At 61.1% G+C, this 17,781-nt stretch carries 12 protein-coding genes; all 12 read right to left on the bottom strand.

Features of this window, described 5'->3' with window-relative positions:
• Positions 1-5 precede the first annotated feature (5 nt).
• Positions 6-1,076, bottom strand: a complete 1,071-nt coding sequence (locus ACS4NR_RS02080; protein ID WP_456018981.1) for a class I SAM-dependent methyltransferase — start codon at positions 1,074-1,076, stop codon at positions 6-8.
• Complete coding sequence (locus ACS4NR_RS02075) at positions 1,073-1,924, bottom strand: NAD-dependent epimerase/dehydratase family protein (protein WP_456018980.1); 852 nt, start codon at positions 1,922-1,924, stop codon at positions 1,073-1,075. Before ACS4NR_RS02075 ends, ACS4NR_RS02080 begins: the two co-directional genes overlap by 4 nt.
• Complete coding sequence (locus ACS4NR_RS02070; RefSeq protein ID WP_456018979.1) at positions 1,921-3,147, bottom strand: methyltransferase domain-containing protein; 1,227 nt, start codon at positions 3,145-3,147, stop codon at positions 1,921-1,923. Before ACS4NR_RS02070 ends, ACS4NR_RS02075 begins: the two co-directional genes overlap by 4 nt.
• Complete coding sequence (rfbC, locus tag ACS4NR_RS02065; RefSeq protein WP_456018978.1) at positions 3,144-3,704, bottom strand: dTDP-4-dehydrorhamnose 3,5-epimerase; 561 nt, start codon at positions 3,702-3,704, stop codon at positions 3,144-3,146. Before rfbC ends, ACS4NR_RS02070 begins: the two co-directional genes overlap by 4 nt.
• A complete protein-coding gene (gene rfbG / locus ACS4NR_RS02060; RefSeq protein WP_456018977.1) occupies positions 3,701-4,783 on the bottom strand; it encodes a CDP-glucose 4,6-dehydratase in 1,083 nt (360 codons plus the stop codon). The genes rfbC and rfbG overlap by 4 nt, the downstream gene beginning before the upstream one ends.
• Complete coding sequence (gene rfbF, locus ACS4NR_RS02055; protein WP_456018976.1) at positions 4,765-5,538, bottom strand: glucose-1-phosphate cytidylyltransferase; 774 nt, start codon at positions 5,536-5,538, stop codon at positions 4,765-4,767. The genes rfbG and rfbF overlap by 19 nt, the downstream gene beginning before the upstream one ends.
• Before the next feature lie 255 nt (positions 5,539-5,793).
• A complete protein-coding gene (locus tag ACS4NR_RS02050) occupies positions 5,794-7,782 on the bottom strand; it encodes a calcium-binding protein (protein ID WP_456018975.1) in 1,989 nt (662 codons plus the stop codon).
• A 238-nt stretch (positions 7,783-8,020) separates the two neighbouring features.
• Positions 8,021-11,614, bottom strand: a complete 3,594-nt coding sequence (locus ACS4NR_RS02045) for a glycosyltransferase (RefSeq protein WP_456018974.1) — start codon at positions 11,612-11,614, stop codon at positions 8,021-8,023.
• A 109-nt stretch (positions 11,615-11,723) separates the two neighbouring features.
• Positions 11,724-13,295 carry a flagellar hook-associated protein 3 gene (locus ACS4NR_RS02040; RefSeq protein WP_456018973.1) on the bottom strand — a complete coding sequence of 524 codons (1,572 nt, stop codon included), beginning with the start codon at positions 13,293-13,295 and terminating at the stop codon, positions 11,724-11,726.
• Positions 13,296-13,308: 13 nt separating this feature from the next.
• Complete coding sequence (gene flgK, locus ACS4NR_RS02035; RefSeq protein WP_456018972.1) at positions 13,309-15,354, bottom strand: flagellar hook-associated protein FlgK; 2,046 nt, start codon at positions 15,352-15,354, stop codon at positions 13,309-13,311.
• Positions 15,355-15,375: 21 nt separating this feature from the next.
• Entirely contained in the window at positions 15,376-16,662 is a 1,287-nt protein-coding gene (gene flgJ / locus ACS4NR_RS02030) for a flagellar assembly peptidoglycan hydrolase FlgJ (RefSeq protein ID WP_095139343.1), read from the bottom strand.
• An 11-nt stretch (positions 16,663-16,673) separates the two neighbouring features.
• Positions 16,674-17,762, bottom strand: coding sequence for a flagellar basal body P-ring protein FlgI (locus ACS4NR_RS02025; protein ID WP_164747921.1), 1,089 nt, complete (start codon positions 17,760-17,762; stop codon positions 16,674-16,676).
• Positions 17,763-17,781 lie beyond the last annotated feature (19 nt).

The raw sequence follows: 17,781 nt of genomic DNA, 5'->3' as shown, positions 1-17,781 counted from the left end.
AATGGTCACTGGAACGAAGCGCTGTCGACGGCGTGATAGACGTAGCGTCCACCGGTCATCCGCTTGATCTCTTCGAGGTAATTGGAATTCATCACAAACAGGTGGGCGCCTTCGGGCAAGGCATCCATGGCCTCTTGCGGCGAGGACACCCGCGCGCCACTCAGCGGCAGATAACGCCCCTGCTTGGCCGGGTTGATATCCACCACGCGATCCACCGCGACACCCGCACGTTGCAGGAACAGCGAATAGATCACGCCTTTGGACGACGCGCCCCAGATCGCCGAACCCTGCTCGGGTGCGGACTGAATGATCTGCACCGCGCGCTCAAGGCTCGCGGTGAAACCGTCCGGCAGCGTCAGGCGTGGCACCGGTTGCTCCGGGGTCAGGCGCAATGTCGACAGGTCGGCGACGATGTACAGGTATTGGCCGCCAAACAGGTGGCCGGCCTCGTGCACGGTGCCGAACATCCGGCGCAGGTCATCGAGGCGGAAATAATTGACGTGCTCGTAGAACAGGTCGAACCAGGCCTTGTGCTCGAGGATCCAGTCGAAGCACGGCACTTCGATGTAGATCTGCCCGCCCTGATTGGCTTCGGCGATCACCGACAGGAAGCTGACCGGGTCTTCAATGTGTTCCAGCACATGACGCAGCACGATGGCGTCCGCCGCCAGGCCGAGACCTCGGGTGAACGGCGCCTTGATTACGTCGGCGTTTTCGCCTTCGTAGGCCGGATCAATCCCGGTGATCGAATAACCGAGGCCTTTGAGCAGCTCAAGGAAGTAGCCCTTGCCGCAGCCGACTTCGATCAGCTCCTGGCCCTTGAAGTGTTTGGCGATGATGCCTTCGACGTCGCTCAGGTGCTTCTGGAACTGGCCCGAATGGGCCTGCTCGTTTTGATAGTCGGCGTCATAGCTGAGCTTGTCGGCATCGAACGCAGCGTTGAAGATCAGGCCGCTGCGCTCATCCTGCACCAGCAGCATGTCGGCGCTGGCCGAGGCTTTTGCCGACTCCGGGTCGGCAAAGGTGCGGTTCTGCAACACCGGCAGGTCAGTGACCCGATACAACTCGTGCCTCATTGCAGCTCTCCCAGTAGCTGTTGCAAACGCTCGGTCACGGCCCAGAACGCCATCGGTTCATGGGTCGGATAAGGGTAATGGCCGAGGTTCAGATTCAGTGCCGCACCGCGCTCGCGCAGCCGTTGTTCAACCAGTGCGCGCACCGATACCGGTTGGCCACTGGCGCAATTGATCACGCCGTTGAAATCGCGCTGATGGACGATCGTGGCGAGGTAATCCGCGGCGCTGGCGATCGGCAAAAAGTCCCGCAGTTGCTCTCCGCCGGACATGTTGAACGACGTTTCCCCGGCATCGATCGCCCGGTCCAGCGCCGCCAGCAGGCTGTTGGGGTTTTGCCCTTGACCATGCAGATAGAACAGGCGCGCCCACTGCAAGGTGAACGGTTTTTCCTGCTGCAGATTTTGCAAGAACAGGTGCAGCGTGTGTTTGGCCAGACCGTAAGGATTGCTCGGCCGCGGCTCGACGCTTTCGCCGAGCGGGCCGCTTTGCATGCCGTACTCGAAGCAGGTGCCAGTCACCAGGACTTGCGCCACACCCGCCTCGACCGCGCTTTTGATAAAGCGGTAGTCGGCCATCAGGTTGTGCTCGAAATGGAACAGCGCCCGATAGTTCGGCAGCCCCGGCCAGGCCAGGTGCGCGAGGACATCGACGCCGTCGGTGAGCGCCGCAATGTCCAGCGTCGGCGCATGAATATCCGCCGCGACGAATTCGACGTCGTTGATCCACGGCATGCTCGCAGCCGTGTCTGTATTGCGCGCCACCGCGCGCACGGCGCAGCCACGGGCGAGCAACGCCGCGACCAGATGCCGACCGACGAAGCCCGTGGCCCCGGTGACCAGAACTTTCACAGGACTTTCATCTCAGGCACGGCGATCACGAAGCGCCCGTCCCACTGACGCACCTGCGCCAGTTGCTGACTGACTTCGTGCAGCAGATTCCAAGGCAGCACCAGCACGTAGTCCGGTTTTTCGATGTCGATCTGCGCCGGCGCGACAATCGGGATACGACTGCCCGGCAGGAACTTGCCCTGCTTGTGCGGATTGGCATCGGCCACCCACGCCAGCAGGTCGGATTTGACCCCGGCGTAGTTGAGCAAGGTGTTGCCCTTGGCCGCCGCGCCGTAACCGACCACACGCTTGCCGTCGGCCTTGGCCTGCAACAGGAAGCGCAGCAGTTCATGTTTGATGCGTTCGGCAGCCGGCGCGAGGGTCGCGTAGTACTCAGGGGTTTTTACCCCGGCATCCAGTTCCGCCTGCAGCTGTTGCTGCACCGCCGGCTGCACCGCACGACGCTCTCCGTCCTGGCGTTGCACGAACACCCGCAGCGAACCGCCGTGAGTGCTCAACTGACTGACGTCGAACACTTCCAGACCATTGCGCTCGCACAGCGTCTGCACCGCGGTCAGCGACAGGTAGGAATAGTGTTCGTGATACAGGGTGTCGAACTGCGCGCCGGCCATCAGTGTCAGCAGTTGCGGAAATTCGAAAGTAGCGACGCCGGTCGGCTTGAGCAGCGTGGCGAAACCACCGAGGAAATCATTGATGTCCGGCACATGCGCGAGCACATTGTTGGCGGCCATCAGGTCGGCACCCCAGCCTTCGCTTTTGAGCTGTGCTGCGCTGTCGCGACCGAAGAACACTTCACGAATCTGCAGGCCCTTTTCCCGCGCCGCTTGCGCGGTGCTGCGGGTCGGCTCGACACCCAAGCACGCAATGCCGCGAGCAGCGACGTACTGCAGCAGGTAACCGTCGTTGGCGGCGATTTCGACCACACGGCTGTCGGCGTTCAAGTCAAAGCGCTCGACCATCTCGGCGACATAACGCTCGGCATGGGCCAGCCAGGTGCTGGAGAACGAACTGAAGTAGGCGTACTCGGCGTCGAACAGGCTGTCGGCGCGGGTGTAATCCTCGGTCTGCACCAGCCAGCACTGCTGGCACACGGCAACTTTGAGCGGCACCCATTGCTCGGCCTGCTCCAGCTGATCGGCATGCACGTAGGCATTGGACGGTGGCGAGGTGCCGAGGTCGATCAGCGGCAGGCTCAGCGGTGCGGCGCACCCACGGCAGTTCATAGACGCACTCCAGCAAAGTGTTGATCAAGCGCGGGATGGCTGGAATCACGCGCTGACAAATTATTGACAGGCAACGGCCAGGTAATCGCCAGCCGTGGATCGTTCACCGACAAACCGCTCTCATGCTCCGGGGCATAGTCGGCGCTGTGCAGGTAAAGCAGTTCGGCGTCGTCGGTCAGGGTCTGAAAACCGTGGGCGAAACCGGCCGGAATCAACAGGCTGCGACCGTCGCCGGCCTTGAGATGCTCGGCGTGCCAGTGCAGAAAGGTTTCGGAATCAGGACGCAGATCCACCGCCACATCCCACACTTCACCACGCAGGCAGGTGATCAGCTTGGCTTCCGGGGCGTTGGCATTCTGATAATGCAGACCACGCACACTGCCCTTCTCGCGGGTGCAGGAATGGTTGATCTGGCGGATATGAAACTCGCTGCCGAATGCGCCCAGGCTGCCTTCGCAGAACAGCCGGGCGAAATGCCCGCGCTGATCTTCAAAGCGTTTGTGCTGGACGCTGAACAACCCGGCCAGCGGCAATTGTTTCAAGGAAAACTCGCTCACAGCGCGCCTCGGTACAGGTTCAGTTGGCCGAGAGTGACGTTGCGCATGTCATCGCCGTTCTGCCACGCCAGATGCCAGTCGAGGGTCTGGGTCAGGCATTGCTGCAAGGTCCAGCGTGGCTGCCAGCCCAGCACCTGACGGGCGCGGCTGCTGTCCAGACGCAACAGACCGGCCTCGTGCAGTTCGCTTTTTTCGATGCGCAAACCACGTGCCTGCGGCCAGCGGTTGGCAAGCAGCTCGACCACTTCGCCGACGCTGCACATGTCCGCCTCGCCCGGGCCGAAGTTCCACGCCCCGGCGTATTCCGGGCCGTGTTCGTAGAGGCCGGCAGCCAGTTGCAGGTAACCGGCCAGCGGCTCCAGCGCGTGTTGCCACGGGCGCACGGCTTGCGGATAACGCAGGGTCACCGGTTCGTCTGCAGTCCAGGCCTTGAGCACGTCGGGAATCAGGCGTTCAGGGGCGAAGTCACCGCCGCCCAGCACGTTGCCGGCGCGCGCGGTAGCCAGGGCCAGGCCATGCTCGGCGTACTTGTCAGCCGGAAAAAACGACGCTGCATAAGACTGCGCCAACAGTTCACAGCAGGCCTTGCTGCTGCTGTAAGGATCGTGCCCGCCGAGGGCTTCGTCCTCGCGGTACGGCCACAGCCATTCCTTGTTGGCGTAGACCTTGTCGGTGGTCACCAGCACGCAGGCGCGCACGCAACCGACCTGACGAATCGCTTCGAGCAGGTTCAGCGTGCCCATGACGTTGCTGGAGTAAGTGCCCAGCGGATCGCGATAGCCTTCACGCACCAGCGGCTGCGCAGCCAGATGCAGGACGATCTCCGGCTCGGTGTCGGCGATGATCTCCAGCAGCGCGCCGAGATCGCGCAGATCACCGCGCTGATCGTTGATCCCTTCATGAACCCGCGCCAATTCATACAGGCTCGGTTCGGTCGACGGATCCAGCGAAAAACCGCTGACTTGCGCGCCGAGGCTTTGCAGCCACAGGGTCAGCCAACTGCCTTTGAAACCGGTGTGACCGGTGACCAGTACACGCTTGCCGCGCCAGAAATCCACACTCAGGCCCATTGCTTCCATGGGGCCTCCCCGCTCTGCCACAGCGCTTCAAGGTGGTTCTTGTCGCGCAGGGTGTCCATCGGATGCCAGAAGCCTTCGTGTTCGAAGGCGTTCAGCTGTTCATCCTCTGCCAGACGCGCCAGCGGCTCGGCTTCCCAGGTGGTGTCATCGCCAGCGATGTAGGACAGGACTTTGGGCGACAGCACGAAAAAGCCGCCGTTGATCCAGCCGCCATCACCACGCGGTTTTTCGGTGAAACCCAGTACCTGATCACCTTGTCGCTCGAGGGCGCCGTAACGTCCCGGCGGCTGCACCGCGGTGACGGTGGCCAGACGACCGTGGGCTTTGTGGTAATCGACGAGTTGAGCAATGTTGATGTCGGAAACGCCGTCGCCGTAGGTGAAGCAGAACGCTTCTTCATCCTTGAGGTAGCGGCCGGCACGCAGCAGACGGCCACCGGTCATGGTTTCCTCGCCGGTGTCGATCAGGGTGACGCTCCACGGCTCGCTGTAGTTCTGGTGCACGTCCATGCGGTTGTTGCGCATGTCGAACGTGACGTCGGAGGTGTGCAGGAAGTAGTTGGCGAAGAAGTCCTTGATCGCATAGCCCTTGTAGCCCAGGCAAATCACGAAGTCGTGGATTCCGTGGGCGGAATACTGCTTCATGATGTGCCAGAGAATTGGCTTGCCGCCGATCTCGATCATGGGCTTGGGCTTGAGGTGCGACTCTTCACTGATGCGCGTGCCGAGGCCACCCGCCAAAATAACTGCCTTCATCGTCTCCCCTCTCGTTCGTCACCGGGCTGCGCATGGCTTTGTTGAGCGATGCGGGCCGTCTGGCTAACCCTTTTGCCGCCTGCGGCGCCGCTGCGATGACCGCGAGCGCTCGTTTTATGGCGATTTGAGGGGGACTTGCAGGAAACGCGCCAGCTCCGCGAGCGCTGCGTCAGGTGCGCCGCGAGGCATGAAAAAAGGGATGAATCCAGCAGCGGATTCATCCCTTTCATTGCGCTGCATCAACAGATTGAGCGATCAGCCAAACAGGGCGAAGCCATCGACAGTCGCCGGCAGGTCATAGACCTGGCCGTCGGCAGTCTGCAGGTGCTCGATGTTGTTGAACCCGGCATACCACCCCGCCAGTTTCACGCCGTTGTCTGGCACACCGCTGCTGCCATTGTTGGCGCTGTGCAGGTAGGCGTCATCGCCGATGCGGGTGACGTTCAACTGGCTGGCGTTGGTGATGGTGTTGAGGATCAGGGTGTCGTTGATGTCCAGCCCGTAATCCTGAATCGTAACCAGGCCGCTGGTGTTGACCACGTAAGTGTCGTCACCCTGGCCGCCGTAGGCGCTGCCGCCGGCGTACGACTGGCCGGCAAGATTGAGAATCAGCAGATCATTCCCGCCATCACCGTTCAGCACATAGTTGCTGCCCGTAGCGGTCAGCACATCGTTGCCTTCACCGCCAAAGGCCATGCCCCGGCCCAGCGTGATGGTGTCGTTGCCGTCATCACCACTGGCCCAGGTGAACAGATCATTGCTGGCACCGACGATGACATCATCCCCCGCGCCGCCCGACAGAGTGTCGGACTGCCCGGGTTTATCCACACCGGATGCCAGGCCGCCGTAGATATGGTCATTGCCATCGCCACCGGTAATCTGGTCGTCGCCGGCCCCGCCCTCAAGGGTGTTGTCGTCCGAATTGCCTTGCAAAGAATCGTTGTACTGGCTGCCGCGCAGGCCTTCGATATCGATGTAGACATCGTAGAGCGCAATCCCGCTCTGCGGCCCCCAGTTCAGAGAGGCGCTCAGGCCTTCAGTGCTGTCGTCGTAACTGACGATGTCGATTCCGGCGCCGCCTTCGAAACGGTCGCCACCTGCCCCGCCCAGCAACACGTCATTGCCGGCACCGGAGATGATGGTGTTGACTTCGTCATTACCGTAGCCGGTGAAGTCTGCAGTGCCGGTATAGGTCAGGTTTTCCACGAAAGCACTCAGCTTCAGTTCCGAAAGGCTGGTGAACACGTGATCGGTTCCGCCCATGAAACTGTCGTCTTCCTCGACCGTCACGCCGGCGCTGTTGACCACATAAATGTCATCACCGTGACCGCCTGCGACCGTCACACCGCTGGTGTTCACGGTGAAGCGGTCAGCACCGGTGGAGCCGATGACCTCTTCCACGCCAAGCAACGTATCGCCCGCAGCATTGGTGCCACCGCCGATTACAACGTTGGCAACATCGAACGCGTAACGATAATTCACGGTGTCATGACCGTCGGCACCATCGATGACCATCGAGCCTTGATGGCGATAAATCACATCATCGAACCCCGAGCCCTGAATCGCCTCGATACCGGTAAAGGTATCGCCGTAGGCAATGGTCAGTCCGTCGTAGTTGGTAAAGTCTTCGACGCGCACGCCCTCGAGACTGTCGCTGTAGCTGACCGTATCGTAGCCATCACCACCGACAAAGTGGTCGGCACCGGCGCCGCCCCACAGCCAGTCATTGCCCGCACCGCCGATGATCTCGTTATCACTGGCGTTGCCGTAAACCTTGAAATCGCCGGTACCGGTAAAGGTCAGCTTCTCGATGAACGGATCCATCTTGATCATGTTGAGGCTGATGCGCAGTTCGTCGTAGCCACCGTAGTTTTCTTCAACGAGGGTCACGCCTTCGGCGTCGACGATGTACAGATCATCACCGCCGCTGCCGTCCAGCGTCACCCCGCCTACCGAAACGGTGAACGTGTCGTTGTGGTAACTGCCGGCCACCTTCTCCACCGACACCAGCGTATCGACCTTGCCGTCAGACCCTGCGACCGTTGCCGCACCGGTGCCAAACTCGACGCTGACACCCGACCCCATTGCGTAATAGTTTGCCGTGTCAAAACCTTCACCACCGTCGAGCAGGTCGGATCCCGCACTGGCCAGCAGTTGATCGTCGGACTCCAGTCCATGGAGTTCGTCATTGTCATCGGTGCCCAACAGAACATCCGCTTCACTCGTTCCATTTACTACTGCCATTTGCTTCTTCCTTGCGTTGTTGTCGAATCCGGAAATCGGTCACCTCAGACACTGGCCGGACAGGTCTTCGCTGACCGTGCCAATTGAGCGCATGGAAAGGTATCGACAGAAAAATCCCGATGCTTGAGCCCGCCGCCAAAAAAAGTATCGGGCTTGATACAAAAACTTTTCGCCACGCAAAAAAAAACAGGCGACTCGAAAGTCGCCTGTTTTTTCAGTGGAGCCGTGCGCGAATCGATCAATCCGCCAACCAGCCATACTCCCAATACCGCAGGTTATCGCCACGCAACACGTAGTCACGCAGCACCACCTCACGCAATTCATCACCCATGCGGTAGCTGGCATCCGGATCGGCCAGGTGCATGCGGATCGCTTGCAGCCACTCGTCCGTGCTGTTGGTCTTGATCCGGGTACACGGCAGATAACCACGATAGGCCTCGGTGTCGGTGCAGATCACCGGATAGCCGCAGGCACCGTACTCCAGCAGCCGCAAGTTGCTTTTGCAGTCGTTGAAGACGTGGAATTCCAGCGGCGCAAGGGCCAGGTCCAGGTTCAGGCTGGCCAGCTTCGCCGGATAGATCTCCAGATCGATCACGCCGTGGAACTCATGCATGTACGGCAGCAGATCATCCGGGCACATGCCGAAGAAAACCCAGTCGACTTCGTTGGCCAATTCGCGCACCACATCGGCGATCACCGCCAGATCACCGTGGTGACTGGTCCCGCCGCCCCAACCGACCCGTGGTTTCTTCGAGGTGCGGCGTTGACTGCGCAAGTGACTCCACAAGTCCTTGGACAGCATGTTCGGTACGACACGAATGTCGTGGTGCATGTCCGACAGCACATTGGCCAATGGCTGAGTCGATACGACCACACGATCACACAGACCGATGGCACGTCGCACCATACGCTCCATGTCCTGCTTGCTCGGCATGTTGCGGATGTGCGCATTGCGATGAGGAACGTCGATGACATAGTCATCGAGTTCGAAGATGCGTCGCGCATTGAAGTATTTTTTCAGTGGCGGGATTTCATCGATGGCGTGTTCCGAATAGCGCCCTTGCAGCACGATCACATCAGGCGACTGGCGCTCGATATCGATGATCGACGGCAAACCATAGCAAATGCGCCCCTCGACTCTGTTAGCCGCCTGCAACTCGATCATCGGCTGACTCATGCGGTAATGGCCGATGGCCGAGGCGTTGATCGGCACCACCAGCACATTCGGCAACTGCGCTTTGGAAAAGGCACTCCAACCGGTTCGCAGGCCAGGCTCAAGACTGAAGTTGGTGGCACCGACACCCTGCAGAGTCAGGTTAGTGTTGTAGGCCGGGTCACGGGCGATGGTCGGCAACCAGCGCTGGTAGAAGGTTTCCCTTTCCTCGGCGAACAGCGCTTCGTCTTCAGTCGTCGCCGCGGCGCTCGGGCGTGCGCCCACAGCGAGCATGGCGTAGGGATTCAACACCACCAGATAGCCTTCGCGGCCGACCCGCAGACACAGATCCACGACGTTCAGCGTCTGCTTCAGATCCTGTTCGTCGAGCCCACCGGCAACGTCGAAGACCGACTTGCGAATCATCAGGCAATCGCCGCCAACCGCGCTCAGGTCATGCACCGCTTGCAGGCGGAACATATACCCGTCCGATTGCACGGGCTGGCCATAGAACGGCAGCCCGACCGGTCCGTTCAAACCGAGAATCAGCCCGGCGTGCAGCACACCACCGTCCGGGTTGAACAGCTTCGCACCGACCACGCCGACTTCCGGGCGTTGCGCATGATTGAGCAGTTCGTCGAGCCAGTCGGGCTGAGTGATCACCGCAAAGGCATTGAGCAGCAACACATACTCGCCACGCGCATGGCTGACCGCAAAGTTGTGCGCGGCCGCCGCGTTACCCTTTTGCGGATAGCTCAGCACACGAATCCGCTCGCTGCCCAGTTGCGCCATGCCGTCCAGCCACACCCGCGCCTCGGCGCTTTCGCTGCCGTTGTCGACCAGCAGCAATTCGTACTCGGTGTAGGCAGTCTTTTCCAGCAGCGTTTCAACACAGCGCTGCAACGCAGCCGTCTGGTCCTGAGTGACAATCACCACCGACACCAGCGGACGTCGGGCATGCTGATAATCCACGCGGTTGAGCAGTTCGCTGCCGCCACTGCGGATGTCATGGGCAATCCCCAGGCGTTGCAGATGCGCTTCGAGAATTCGCGGGCTTTGCGCCACGACACCCGGCTCGGTCAGCCACTGGGAAAGGTCGAACTTGGACTCGAGCAACACTTCAGCGATGTGCCCCACGACGTGCAAGCCGTCGTTCTCGACCATCCGCCACAACGCATCATGCGGCGCCAGTTCGGCAAACGTCGGCGCAAAGCCGCCGAGCGCCAGAAATCGCTCGCGCTTGAATGCCAGGGCGCGCCCGACATAGGGATAACTGCGCATCAGGTCGAGGTTGAAATCCGGCTTGAACGCAGGCTCTGCCGACTCGCCGTCGCGCAGACTGCCTTCGTCGCTGTACAGACATGTCAGAGTCGGGGTGTGCGCAATCCGGTCGGCCATGACCAGCAACGCCGGCGCCACCAGGCGATCGCCTGGTTGCAACAGATAGAACCAGTCAGCCCCTTCGAGTTGCGGCAGCAGTGTGTTGATCTGCTCCAGCCCGTCATCCTGCAACGGCATGTGGAACACTCGCCCATCAAGGCGCGCCTCGGCACACGAAACGGACAGGACCAGGATCAGCTCTGGCGGATAATCCTGTGCAGCGAGCGCCTCCAACGTGCGCTCCAGACCATCGCGACTGCCCTGCCCGTCAATGATGATCGGTACGATGCGCGGCTGGCAGGGCCAACTGGCGAGCGTTTCCGGCAACCAGTGGCGTTGCTGCTCGGTGAGCACCCGACATGCCAGCCACTGTGCGTACAGTTCGCCGAAGCTGAAGCTGTTGACGCCGACTCCCCACTCCTGACGGCTCTGCTTGGAACCCAGGGTGCGACTCAGCGGCAACTCTTGCCAGACCCGAGGCAACTCATCGGCCCGGGACAACGGCACATAACGCACCCATCCCGGAGCAGGCGCCGACTCACCGCTGCGCGCCTTGAGCATTTGCGAAATCCACTCGCGCTCGACTTCCGCAGCATCCTTCATCGGTTGCTGTGCGCTCAGACGCTCCGGGTAGAGGCGCTCGGCGCTGAGTACGCTGTTGGACACCGCCAGATTGCCACGCCGCAGCAGGCAGACGTACAGGGCAAAATCCAGCGTTGCGACGAAGCAGGCGCCGTCCTCGGTCAATGCCGGCAACAGCTCGACGACGTCGGCACGACGCATCAGCGCATTACTGAAGCCACCGAGCACGTTGACCGGGAATTTTTCAAAGATGCCCAGTACGTCGTCGCCCTTGAGCAATCCACTGACGGGCGACAACGGCGTGTTTTCAATGCGCGCCGGCAGAATGATGTCGTTTGCGTCCCAGAGCAGCCGTTGCGCCACCACCAGGCTGACTTCCTCACGCTGCATCTCATGGGCCTGCTGCTCGATGCAAGCGGAATAGAGCAGATCGTCATCGCACAGAAACTTGATGTACTCGCCCTGCGCCTGCTCGAGACAAGCCTTGAGGTTGTCGACCAGCCCCAACGTTCGTGGATTGCGCACGTAACGCACGGCGACGCCGGACTGCTCGACTACCGCCGCAACAATGGTTTCAATCTCGCTGTCGCGGCTGTCGTCGCAAACGATGATTTCGAGCTGGCCATAAGTCTGGCTCACCGCACTGTTCAAAGTCCGCTCGAAGAAGCGCGGATTGAAGGCGGGAATGACCAGACTGACGAGAGGAAGTGGATTCACGGCGGGCTCACAGGCGGTACGAGCCCGCTCGGTAAAGCGAGCCCATGAAACCGCAAAAAAACATTAACTGAGGGACGAGACAAACGGGCGCCTGCGCGCCCGTCCAACGTCAGATCTTGTTGAACAGACCCAACTGACTGATCTTGCTGAACGCCAGTTGCGAGGCTTGCAGCATGGTCTGCTGCAACGTCAGGCGGGTCATCACCTCGGCCGGATCCGAGTCACGAATCGAACCCTGGGTCGTGGTGTTGGCCTGGATCAGGCTCTGGTTGGTGGTGTTCTGGTCATCCAGAGACTGGCCGCGAGCACCGATCGAGGTCACCGCAGCGCCAATCTGGTTGGAGGCGCTGTCGAGGTTGCCCAGCGCCGACTCCATGGCCCCCTGGAATTTCTGTTTGACCACCGGATCACCGTCAACCGGCAGGTTCAGCGCCGTGACCATCTGGCCAAGGGTGTCGAGCACGTTCTGGGTCTGGTGGTTGTTGGACTGGATCGAGAACTGATCGCCCGCGCCTGGCGTACCGCCGATGGCGAAGGTCACACCGGCAGCCGTCGCGTTGCCACCAACCATGGTGCCCGACGACACCGGTTTGCTGTCAGCGGTGACCGGTGCCGCGTACAGGTCGAAATCGGTGGCGCTGGTGAACTTCAACACCGCGCCGCCGCCCGACGGGAAGGCCGCGCTGTACGCCGCCTGGTTGGTCACGCTGGAACCGGTGATGACCGCCGTCGACGGGTTGCCCGGGCTGCGCGCGGTGGTAAACGAGTCAGGCGTGGCCGACAGCTGGAAGCTGTGACCGGCGATGACCGCATCCGGGTTGGTGTCGCCGGCCTTGAGGTTGATGTTCAACTTCATGTCGACGCCACGGAAGCTGACGGTCTGGTTGGCGCCATTGCTGTTGCTGATCAGGCCGTTCTGGCTGGCCTCGGACGTCACGTCGTTGCCCAGGGCATCAGTGATTTTCAACTGAGTGCTGCTGAGGAAGCTGACGGTGTACGGCTGGCCGCCGGTGAACTTGGCGTTGTAGGTCGCCGCGGTGCCGACCGTACCGTTGGACAGCACCACACGACCGTCATCCACCGCCGGAGCGGTCATGGTGGTCTGCGTACGGCTGGTGTTGATGGTCTGCTGGAAGGCGTCCCAACCGGTGGTATTGGTCGCGACCGACATGCCGTCGCCAATGCCCAGGTTGATCTGGGTCTGGTCACCGTTGTAGGTGTAGGTGCCGTCGACGTTTTGCGAGTACGGCGCGGTATCGGTCTTGGAACCTGAGAACAGATAGTTGCCGTTGGCATCCTTGGAGTTCATCAGGCCCAGCACTTGTTGCTGGATCTGGCTCAGTTCCGCCGCGTACGCCTTGCGGTTGTCGTCAGTGGCGATACCGTTGTTGGCGGCCAGGCCGATTTCCTTGGCGCGCTGCAGAGCCGTGGTGATGGAGTTCAACGTGGACTCCTGCACGGTCAGCGAGCTCTTGGTGGTGTCGATGTTGCCCTGATACTGGTCGAGCATCGCACTTTGCTGACCCAGCTTGAGCAGACGACCGGCGCCGATCGGATCGTCGGCAGCGGTGTTGATGCGCTGCAGGCTGCTCGCTTCGTTGGCGGTCGCGACCGTCTTGCTGTAGTTGCGCTGATATTGAGCAGCTTGCGTCGCGTAATACTGGGCGGTGGAAATGCGCATGAATTACGACTCCTTAAAGACTGTTGATCAGCGTGGCGAAGGTTTCCTGCGCAGCTTTGATGATCTGCGAAGACGCTGTGTAGTACTGCTGATACTTGACCAGGTTGCCGGTCTCTTCATCGAGGTTGACCTGAGACAGCGAATCACGCGCGCCTTTGGCCTGATCCAGGATCACCGAGGTGGCTTCATTGTCGGACTTGCTCTGTGCAGCCTTGGTACCGACGTTGGTCACCAACTTGTTGTAGGCGTCGGTCAGGCTGATGCCTTTACTCCCGGTGCCAGTGTCCACCGTCTGCTTGGTCTGCAGGCCAACCAGTGCCTGTGCGTTGCGGTTGTCCGAAGACGCCGCGCCGGTCAGGTTGATGGTGAAGGTTTCGCCGGACTTCGGCGTCGCGCCCACGGTGGTCTGTACAGTAAAGGTCTTCTGCACGTTCGGCGTGACCGTGGTGTCCATCACCGGAGCACCGGTGGAGTCGACCATGCCGACCTTGAGGTTCAAGGTGTTGGCCTGCCCCGGCACGATGGTGCCCGAACCGATGGTGTTGCCCTTGGCATCGACCATGTTGTACGACTGGCTGCCACTGGCGACCGCACCGAACACCAGCTTGACCGGCGTCGAATACTTGAGCGCATTCTGCAACTCGGTCTGCGACGCCGGGTTGTAGATGTTGATCGAATCGGTCAGCGTCGGCTGAGTGTAGGTGCCGGAATTGTTGGCACTGGCCACGCCGGTCAACGGTGCCGCCGCGGCGATTTTCTTCGGATCGGTCAGTACCGTCTGAATGGAGGTTGCCGCATTACGCGTCGGGGTCACCTTGAAGGTGTCGCCAGCGCTCAGGGCGCCGCCGTTGAGGGCCAGGGTGAAGCCGTCGATCACCGGCGGTGGCGTGGTCGTGGTGCTGAACGACCCCATGTCGGTACCGTCGGAGCGCTTGACCGAATAATTGGTGGCGCTGGTGAAGGTCACCTGGTAATCGCTGGTGGTCAGCTTGCCGGTGTCCTTGATGGTGACATCGAGGTTGCCCGAGCCGGCGCTATTGGTCGACTGCGCAATACTGCGCTGACTGACCAGCGCGGCACTGTTGATGTTGTTGAAGATTGCTGCGCCGAAGTCACCGTTCTTGTCGATACCCTGGGCTTGCTGGCTGTTGACCTGATCGGCCACCACCAATGCGACACGCCCCAACTCATTGAGCGCCGGGTCGAGCACTTCTTTGCGATAGGTCAGCAGGCCACCGATTTCGCCACCGCTCATGGCCGACGTGATGTCGATCACGCTTGAGCCGCGGTCCAGCTGAATGGCCATGCGCGTCGGATCGTCCTTGCTCGGCACGGTGCTCAGGGTGTTGGTGGTGTTGCCGATCACCAGCGGCTGGCCGGTGCCGATATACACGTCAAAACTGGTGCCACGTTCGACGACCTGCGCCCCGGTCAGCTCGGAGAGCTGGCGCACGGCTTCGTTACGGCTGTCGAGCAGATCGTTCGGCTGGCCGCCGCTGGTGGAAATCTCGCCGATCTTCTGGTTGAGCGTGGCAATCGAAGTGGCCAGCTTGTTGACCTGGGACGTCATGTCGCCCAGGTTGCCATTGATCGTGGTGTTCTGATCGTTCAGCTGTTTGGCCAGCGCATTGAAACGGCTGGTCAGCGCCTGCGCACCGGTCAGCACCGACTGACGGGAAGTGTCGTCAGTGGCCGAAGTCGCCACGCCCTGCATCGAGGTGAAGAACTTCTGCAGCACACCGGTCAGGCCGGTGTTGGTATCGGACATCGAGGCATCCAGCGCAGTGGCCTGGGCACCGTACGCAGCCGCTTCGCTATTGAGCGAGGTGGCGGTATGCAGCTGGTTTTCGAGGTAAGAGTTGTAGACCCGGCGCACATCGGCCAGGGTCGTCCCCGTACCGATGAAGACGTTGCCGAATTGCTGCGAGGACTTGGTGCTCTGCACGGTTTGCTGGCGTGAATAACCGGCGGTGTCGACGTTGGCAATGTTGTTACCTGTGGTCGCGAGAGAGGAAGAACTCGCGGACAACCCCGACATCCCGATATTGAGCAAACTCATGATTCAAACCTTACCGTGTGTTTATAGAGGCGTCGTTGAAACGCCGGCCGCAGCGTAGTTTTCGAAACTGTTCATCTGCTTGGCTATCTGCGAAATCTTCGTCGCGTAGTTCGGGTCGGTCGCGTAACCGGCCTTTTGCAACTCGCGTACAAACTGTTCTGGGTTATCGGCCGACTTCACGACATCTTGATAGCGATTATTGGTCTGCAGCAAAGTCACCAGATCGTGGAAACTGTCCTTGTACGAGGCATAGGAACGGAACTGCGCCGTCTCCTTGACCATCTGCCCGTTACGGAACTCGCTGGTGATCGCCCGGGCCGAATCGCCGGTCCAGTTGCTGCTGGCCTTGATGCCGAACAGGTTGTGGCTGCTACTGCCATCCTGGGCACGCATGACCGATTTGCCCCAACCGGTTTCCAGTGCAGCTTGTGCCACCAAGTAACGCGGATCGACGCCAATACGCGCGGCGGCCTCTTTGGCCATCGGCAGCATGGTGTTGACGAATTCATCGGCGGAGCTGAAAGCGCGCTTGGCCGGCGCCAGCGGAATCTGCGCCATCGCCCGGCCGTAAACCTGCATCTGCCCGCCGGAGGCTTTGGCGTCTTCGGCACGACTCAGCCAGTCGCCGTTGTACAGCGGGCCGGCGCCGGTGACGGCCGTGGTCGCAGCACGTTGCGGCAAGGCATTGGCCGCAGTCGGCGTGGCGGAAGGCACAAGACCTGCGAGTAAACGATCAGCCAGCTTCGGTGGCAACGCCAGACGACGCTTGTTGATCATCTCCATGTCGTTGGCGTGCACGGCTTCGGTATTGGCGACACGCCCGGAACGCGACGCCCACAGCGGACGCTCGCCATTGAGTCGCGATAACGGCCCATTGGTGGCAGTCGTGCCGGCCGCAATCGGCGTCTGCACCGCAGCGGCTTTCGCCGCCTCTTGCTTGGCGGCGGACGCAGCCGCAGCCTCACCCGGTGCCAGCGGTTTGCCCCTCGACATCTGCTTCATCAGCACGTCGGCCAGACCAATACCACCGCCCTCGCGGGACAGCGACACCGCCAGTTGCTGGTCGTACATTTCCTGATATTGCTTGGCCGCCGGGGTGTTCATCGGGTTGTCTTTACCCAGTGCCTCGGTGGCCGAACGCATCGACTTGAGCATCTCGCCGAGGAACAGCGATTCGAATTCCTGCGCCACCTTGCGCATGTTCGCATCGCTGTTCTTGTCGCCGACCTTGAGCTGGTTCAGACGATTGAGGTCGGAGTACGAACCCGAATCGCCGGTGCCCACCAGACTGCCTTTACGCATATCCATGGTCGGCGTCCTCAGATCACGATCAGGTCGGCTTGCAACGCGCCGGCCTGCTTCAGAGCTTCGAGAATGGCCATCAGGTCACCCGGTGCCGCGCCGACCTGGTTCACCGCCCGTACGATCTCGTCGAGGGTAGTACCCGGGCCGAACTTGAACATCGGTTTGGCTTCCTGTTCGGCATTCACCCGCGAACGCGGCACCACAGCAGTCTGGCCGTTGGACAACGGGCCTGGCTGGCTGACAATCGGGTCTTCGGTGATGGTCACGGTCAGGCTGCCGTGGGTCACGGCGGCCGGCGAGACCTTCACGTTCTGGCCGATGACGATGGTGCCGGTACGCGAGTTGATGATGACTTTCGCCACCGCCTGACCCGGGTCGACTTCAAGGTTTTCGAGGATCGACAGATAGTCGACGCGCTGGCTCGGATCGAGCGGCGCCGTCACACGGATCGAGCCGCCGTCGATGGCTTGCGCCACGCCAGGGCCGAGCATGTCGTTGATCTTGTCGACGATACGTTTGGCGGTGGTGAAGTCGGAACGGTTGAGGTTCAGCGTCAGGCTGTTGCCCTGGTTGAAACCGCTCGGCACCGAGCGCTCAACCGACGCACCGCCGGGGATCCGACCGGCCGACGGAACGTTGACGGTGATCTTCGAACCATCACGCCCTTCGGCATCAAAACCACCGACCACCAGGTTGCCCTGAGCGATGGCGTAGACGTTGCCGTCGATACCCTTGAGCGGGGTCAGCAACAGGGTGCCGCCGCGCAGGCTCTTGGAGTTACCGATGGACGAAACGGTGATGTCGACCTGCTGACCCGGTTTGGCGAACGCCGGCAGATCGGCACTCACCGATACCGCCGCGACGTTTTTCAGCTGCACGTTGCCCGATCCCGGCGGCACCTTGATGCCGAACTGCGAGAGCATGTTGTTGAAGGTCTGCAGGGTGAACGGGGTTTGCGTTGTCTGGTCGCCGGTGCCGTTAAGCCCGACCACCAGGCCGTAACCGATCAACTGGTTGGAGCGCACGCCGGAAATGCTGGCGATATCTTTCAACCGCTCGGCGTGAGCACCAAAGGCAGCGGACATCATGGCCGCCGCCAGCATGAAGCTTTTCAGATTCAAC

The organism is Pseudomonas sp. JQ36 (genome assembly GCF_053851495.1).
The sequence above is the reverse complement of the archived record's forward strand: the minus strand, read 5'-3'. Positions and strand labels throughout refer to the sequence as shown.

Coding starts and splice junctions, on each gene's coding strand:
- ACS4NR_RS02080 (WP_456018981.1), bottom strand. CDS start 1,076: ATGAGGCACGAGTTGTATCGGGTCACTGACCTGCCGGTGTTGCAGAAC.
- ACS4NR_RS02070 (WP_456018979.1), bottom strand. CDS start 3,147: ATGAACTGCCGTGGGTGCGCCGCACCGCTGAGCCTGCCGCTGATCGAC.
- rfbG (WP_456018977.1), bottom strand. CDS start 4,783: ATGGAAGCAATGGGCCTGAGTGTGGATTTCTGGCGCGGCAAGCGTGTA.
- rfbF (WP_456018976.1), bottom strand. CDS start 5,538: ATGAAGGCAGTTATTTTGGCGGGTGGCCTCGGCACGCGCATCAGTGAA.
- ACS4NR_RS02050 (WP_456018975.1), bottom strand. CDS start 7,782: ATGGCAGTAGTAAATGGAACGAGTGAAGCGGATGTTCTGTTGGGCACC.
- ACS4NR_RS02040 (WP_456018973.1), bottom strand. CDS start 13,295: ATGCGCATTTCCACCGCCCAGTATTACGCGACGCAAGCTGCTCAATAT.
- flgK (WP_456018972.1), bottom strand. CDS start 15,354: ATGAGTTTGCTCAATATCGGGATGTCGGGGTTGTCCGCGAGTTCTTCC.
- flgJ (WP_095139343.1), bottom strand. CDS start 16,662: ATGGATATGCGTAAAGGCAGTCTGGTGGGCACCGGCGATTCGGGTTCG.
- ACS4NR_RS02025 (WP_164747921.1), bottom strand. CDS start 17,762: ATGCTGGCGGCGGCCATGATGTCCGCTGCCTTTGGTGCTCACGCCGAG.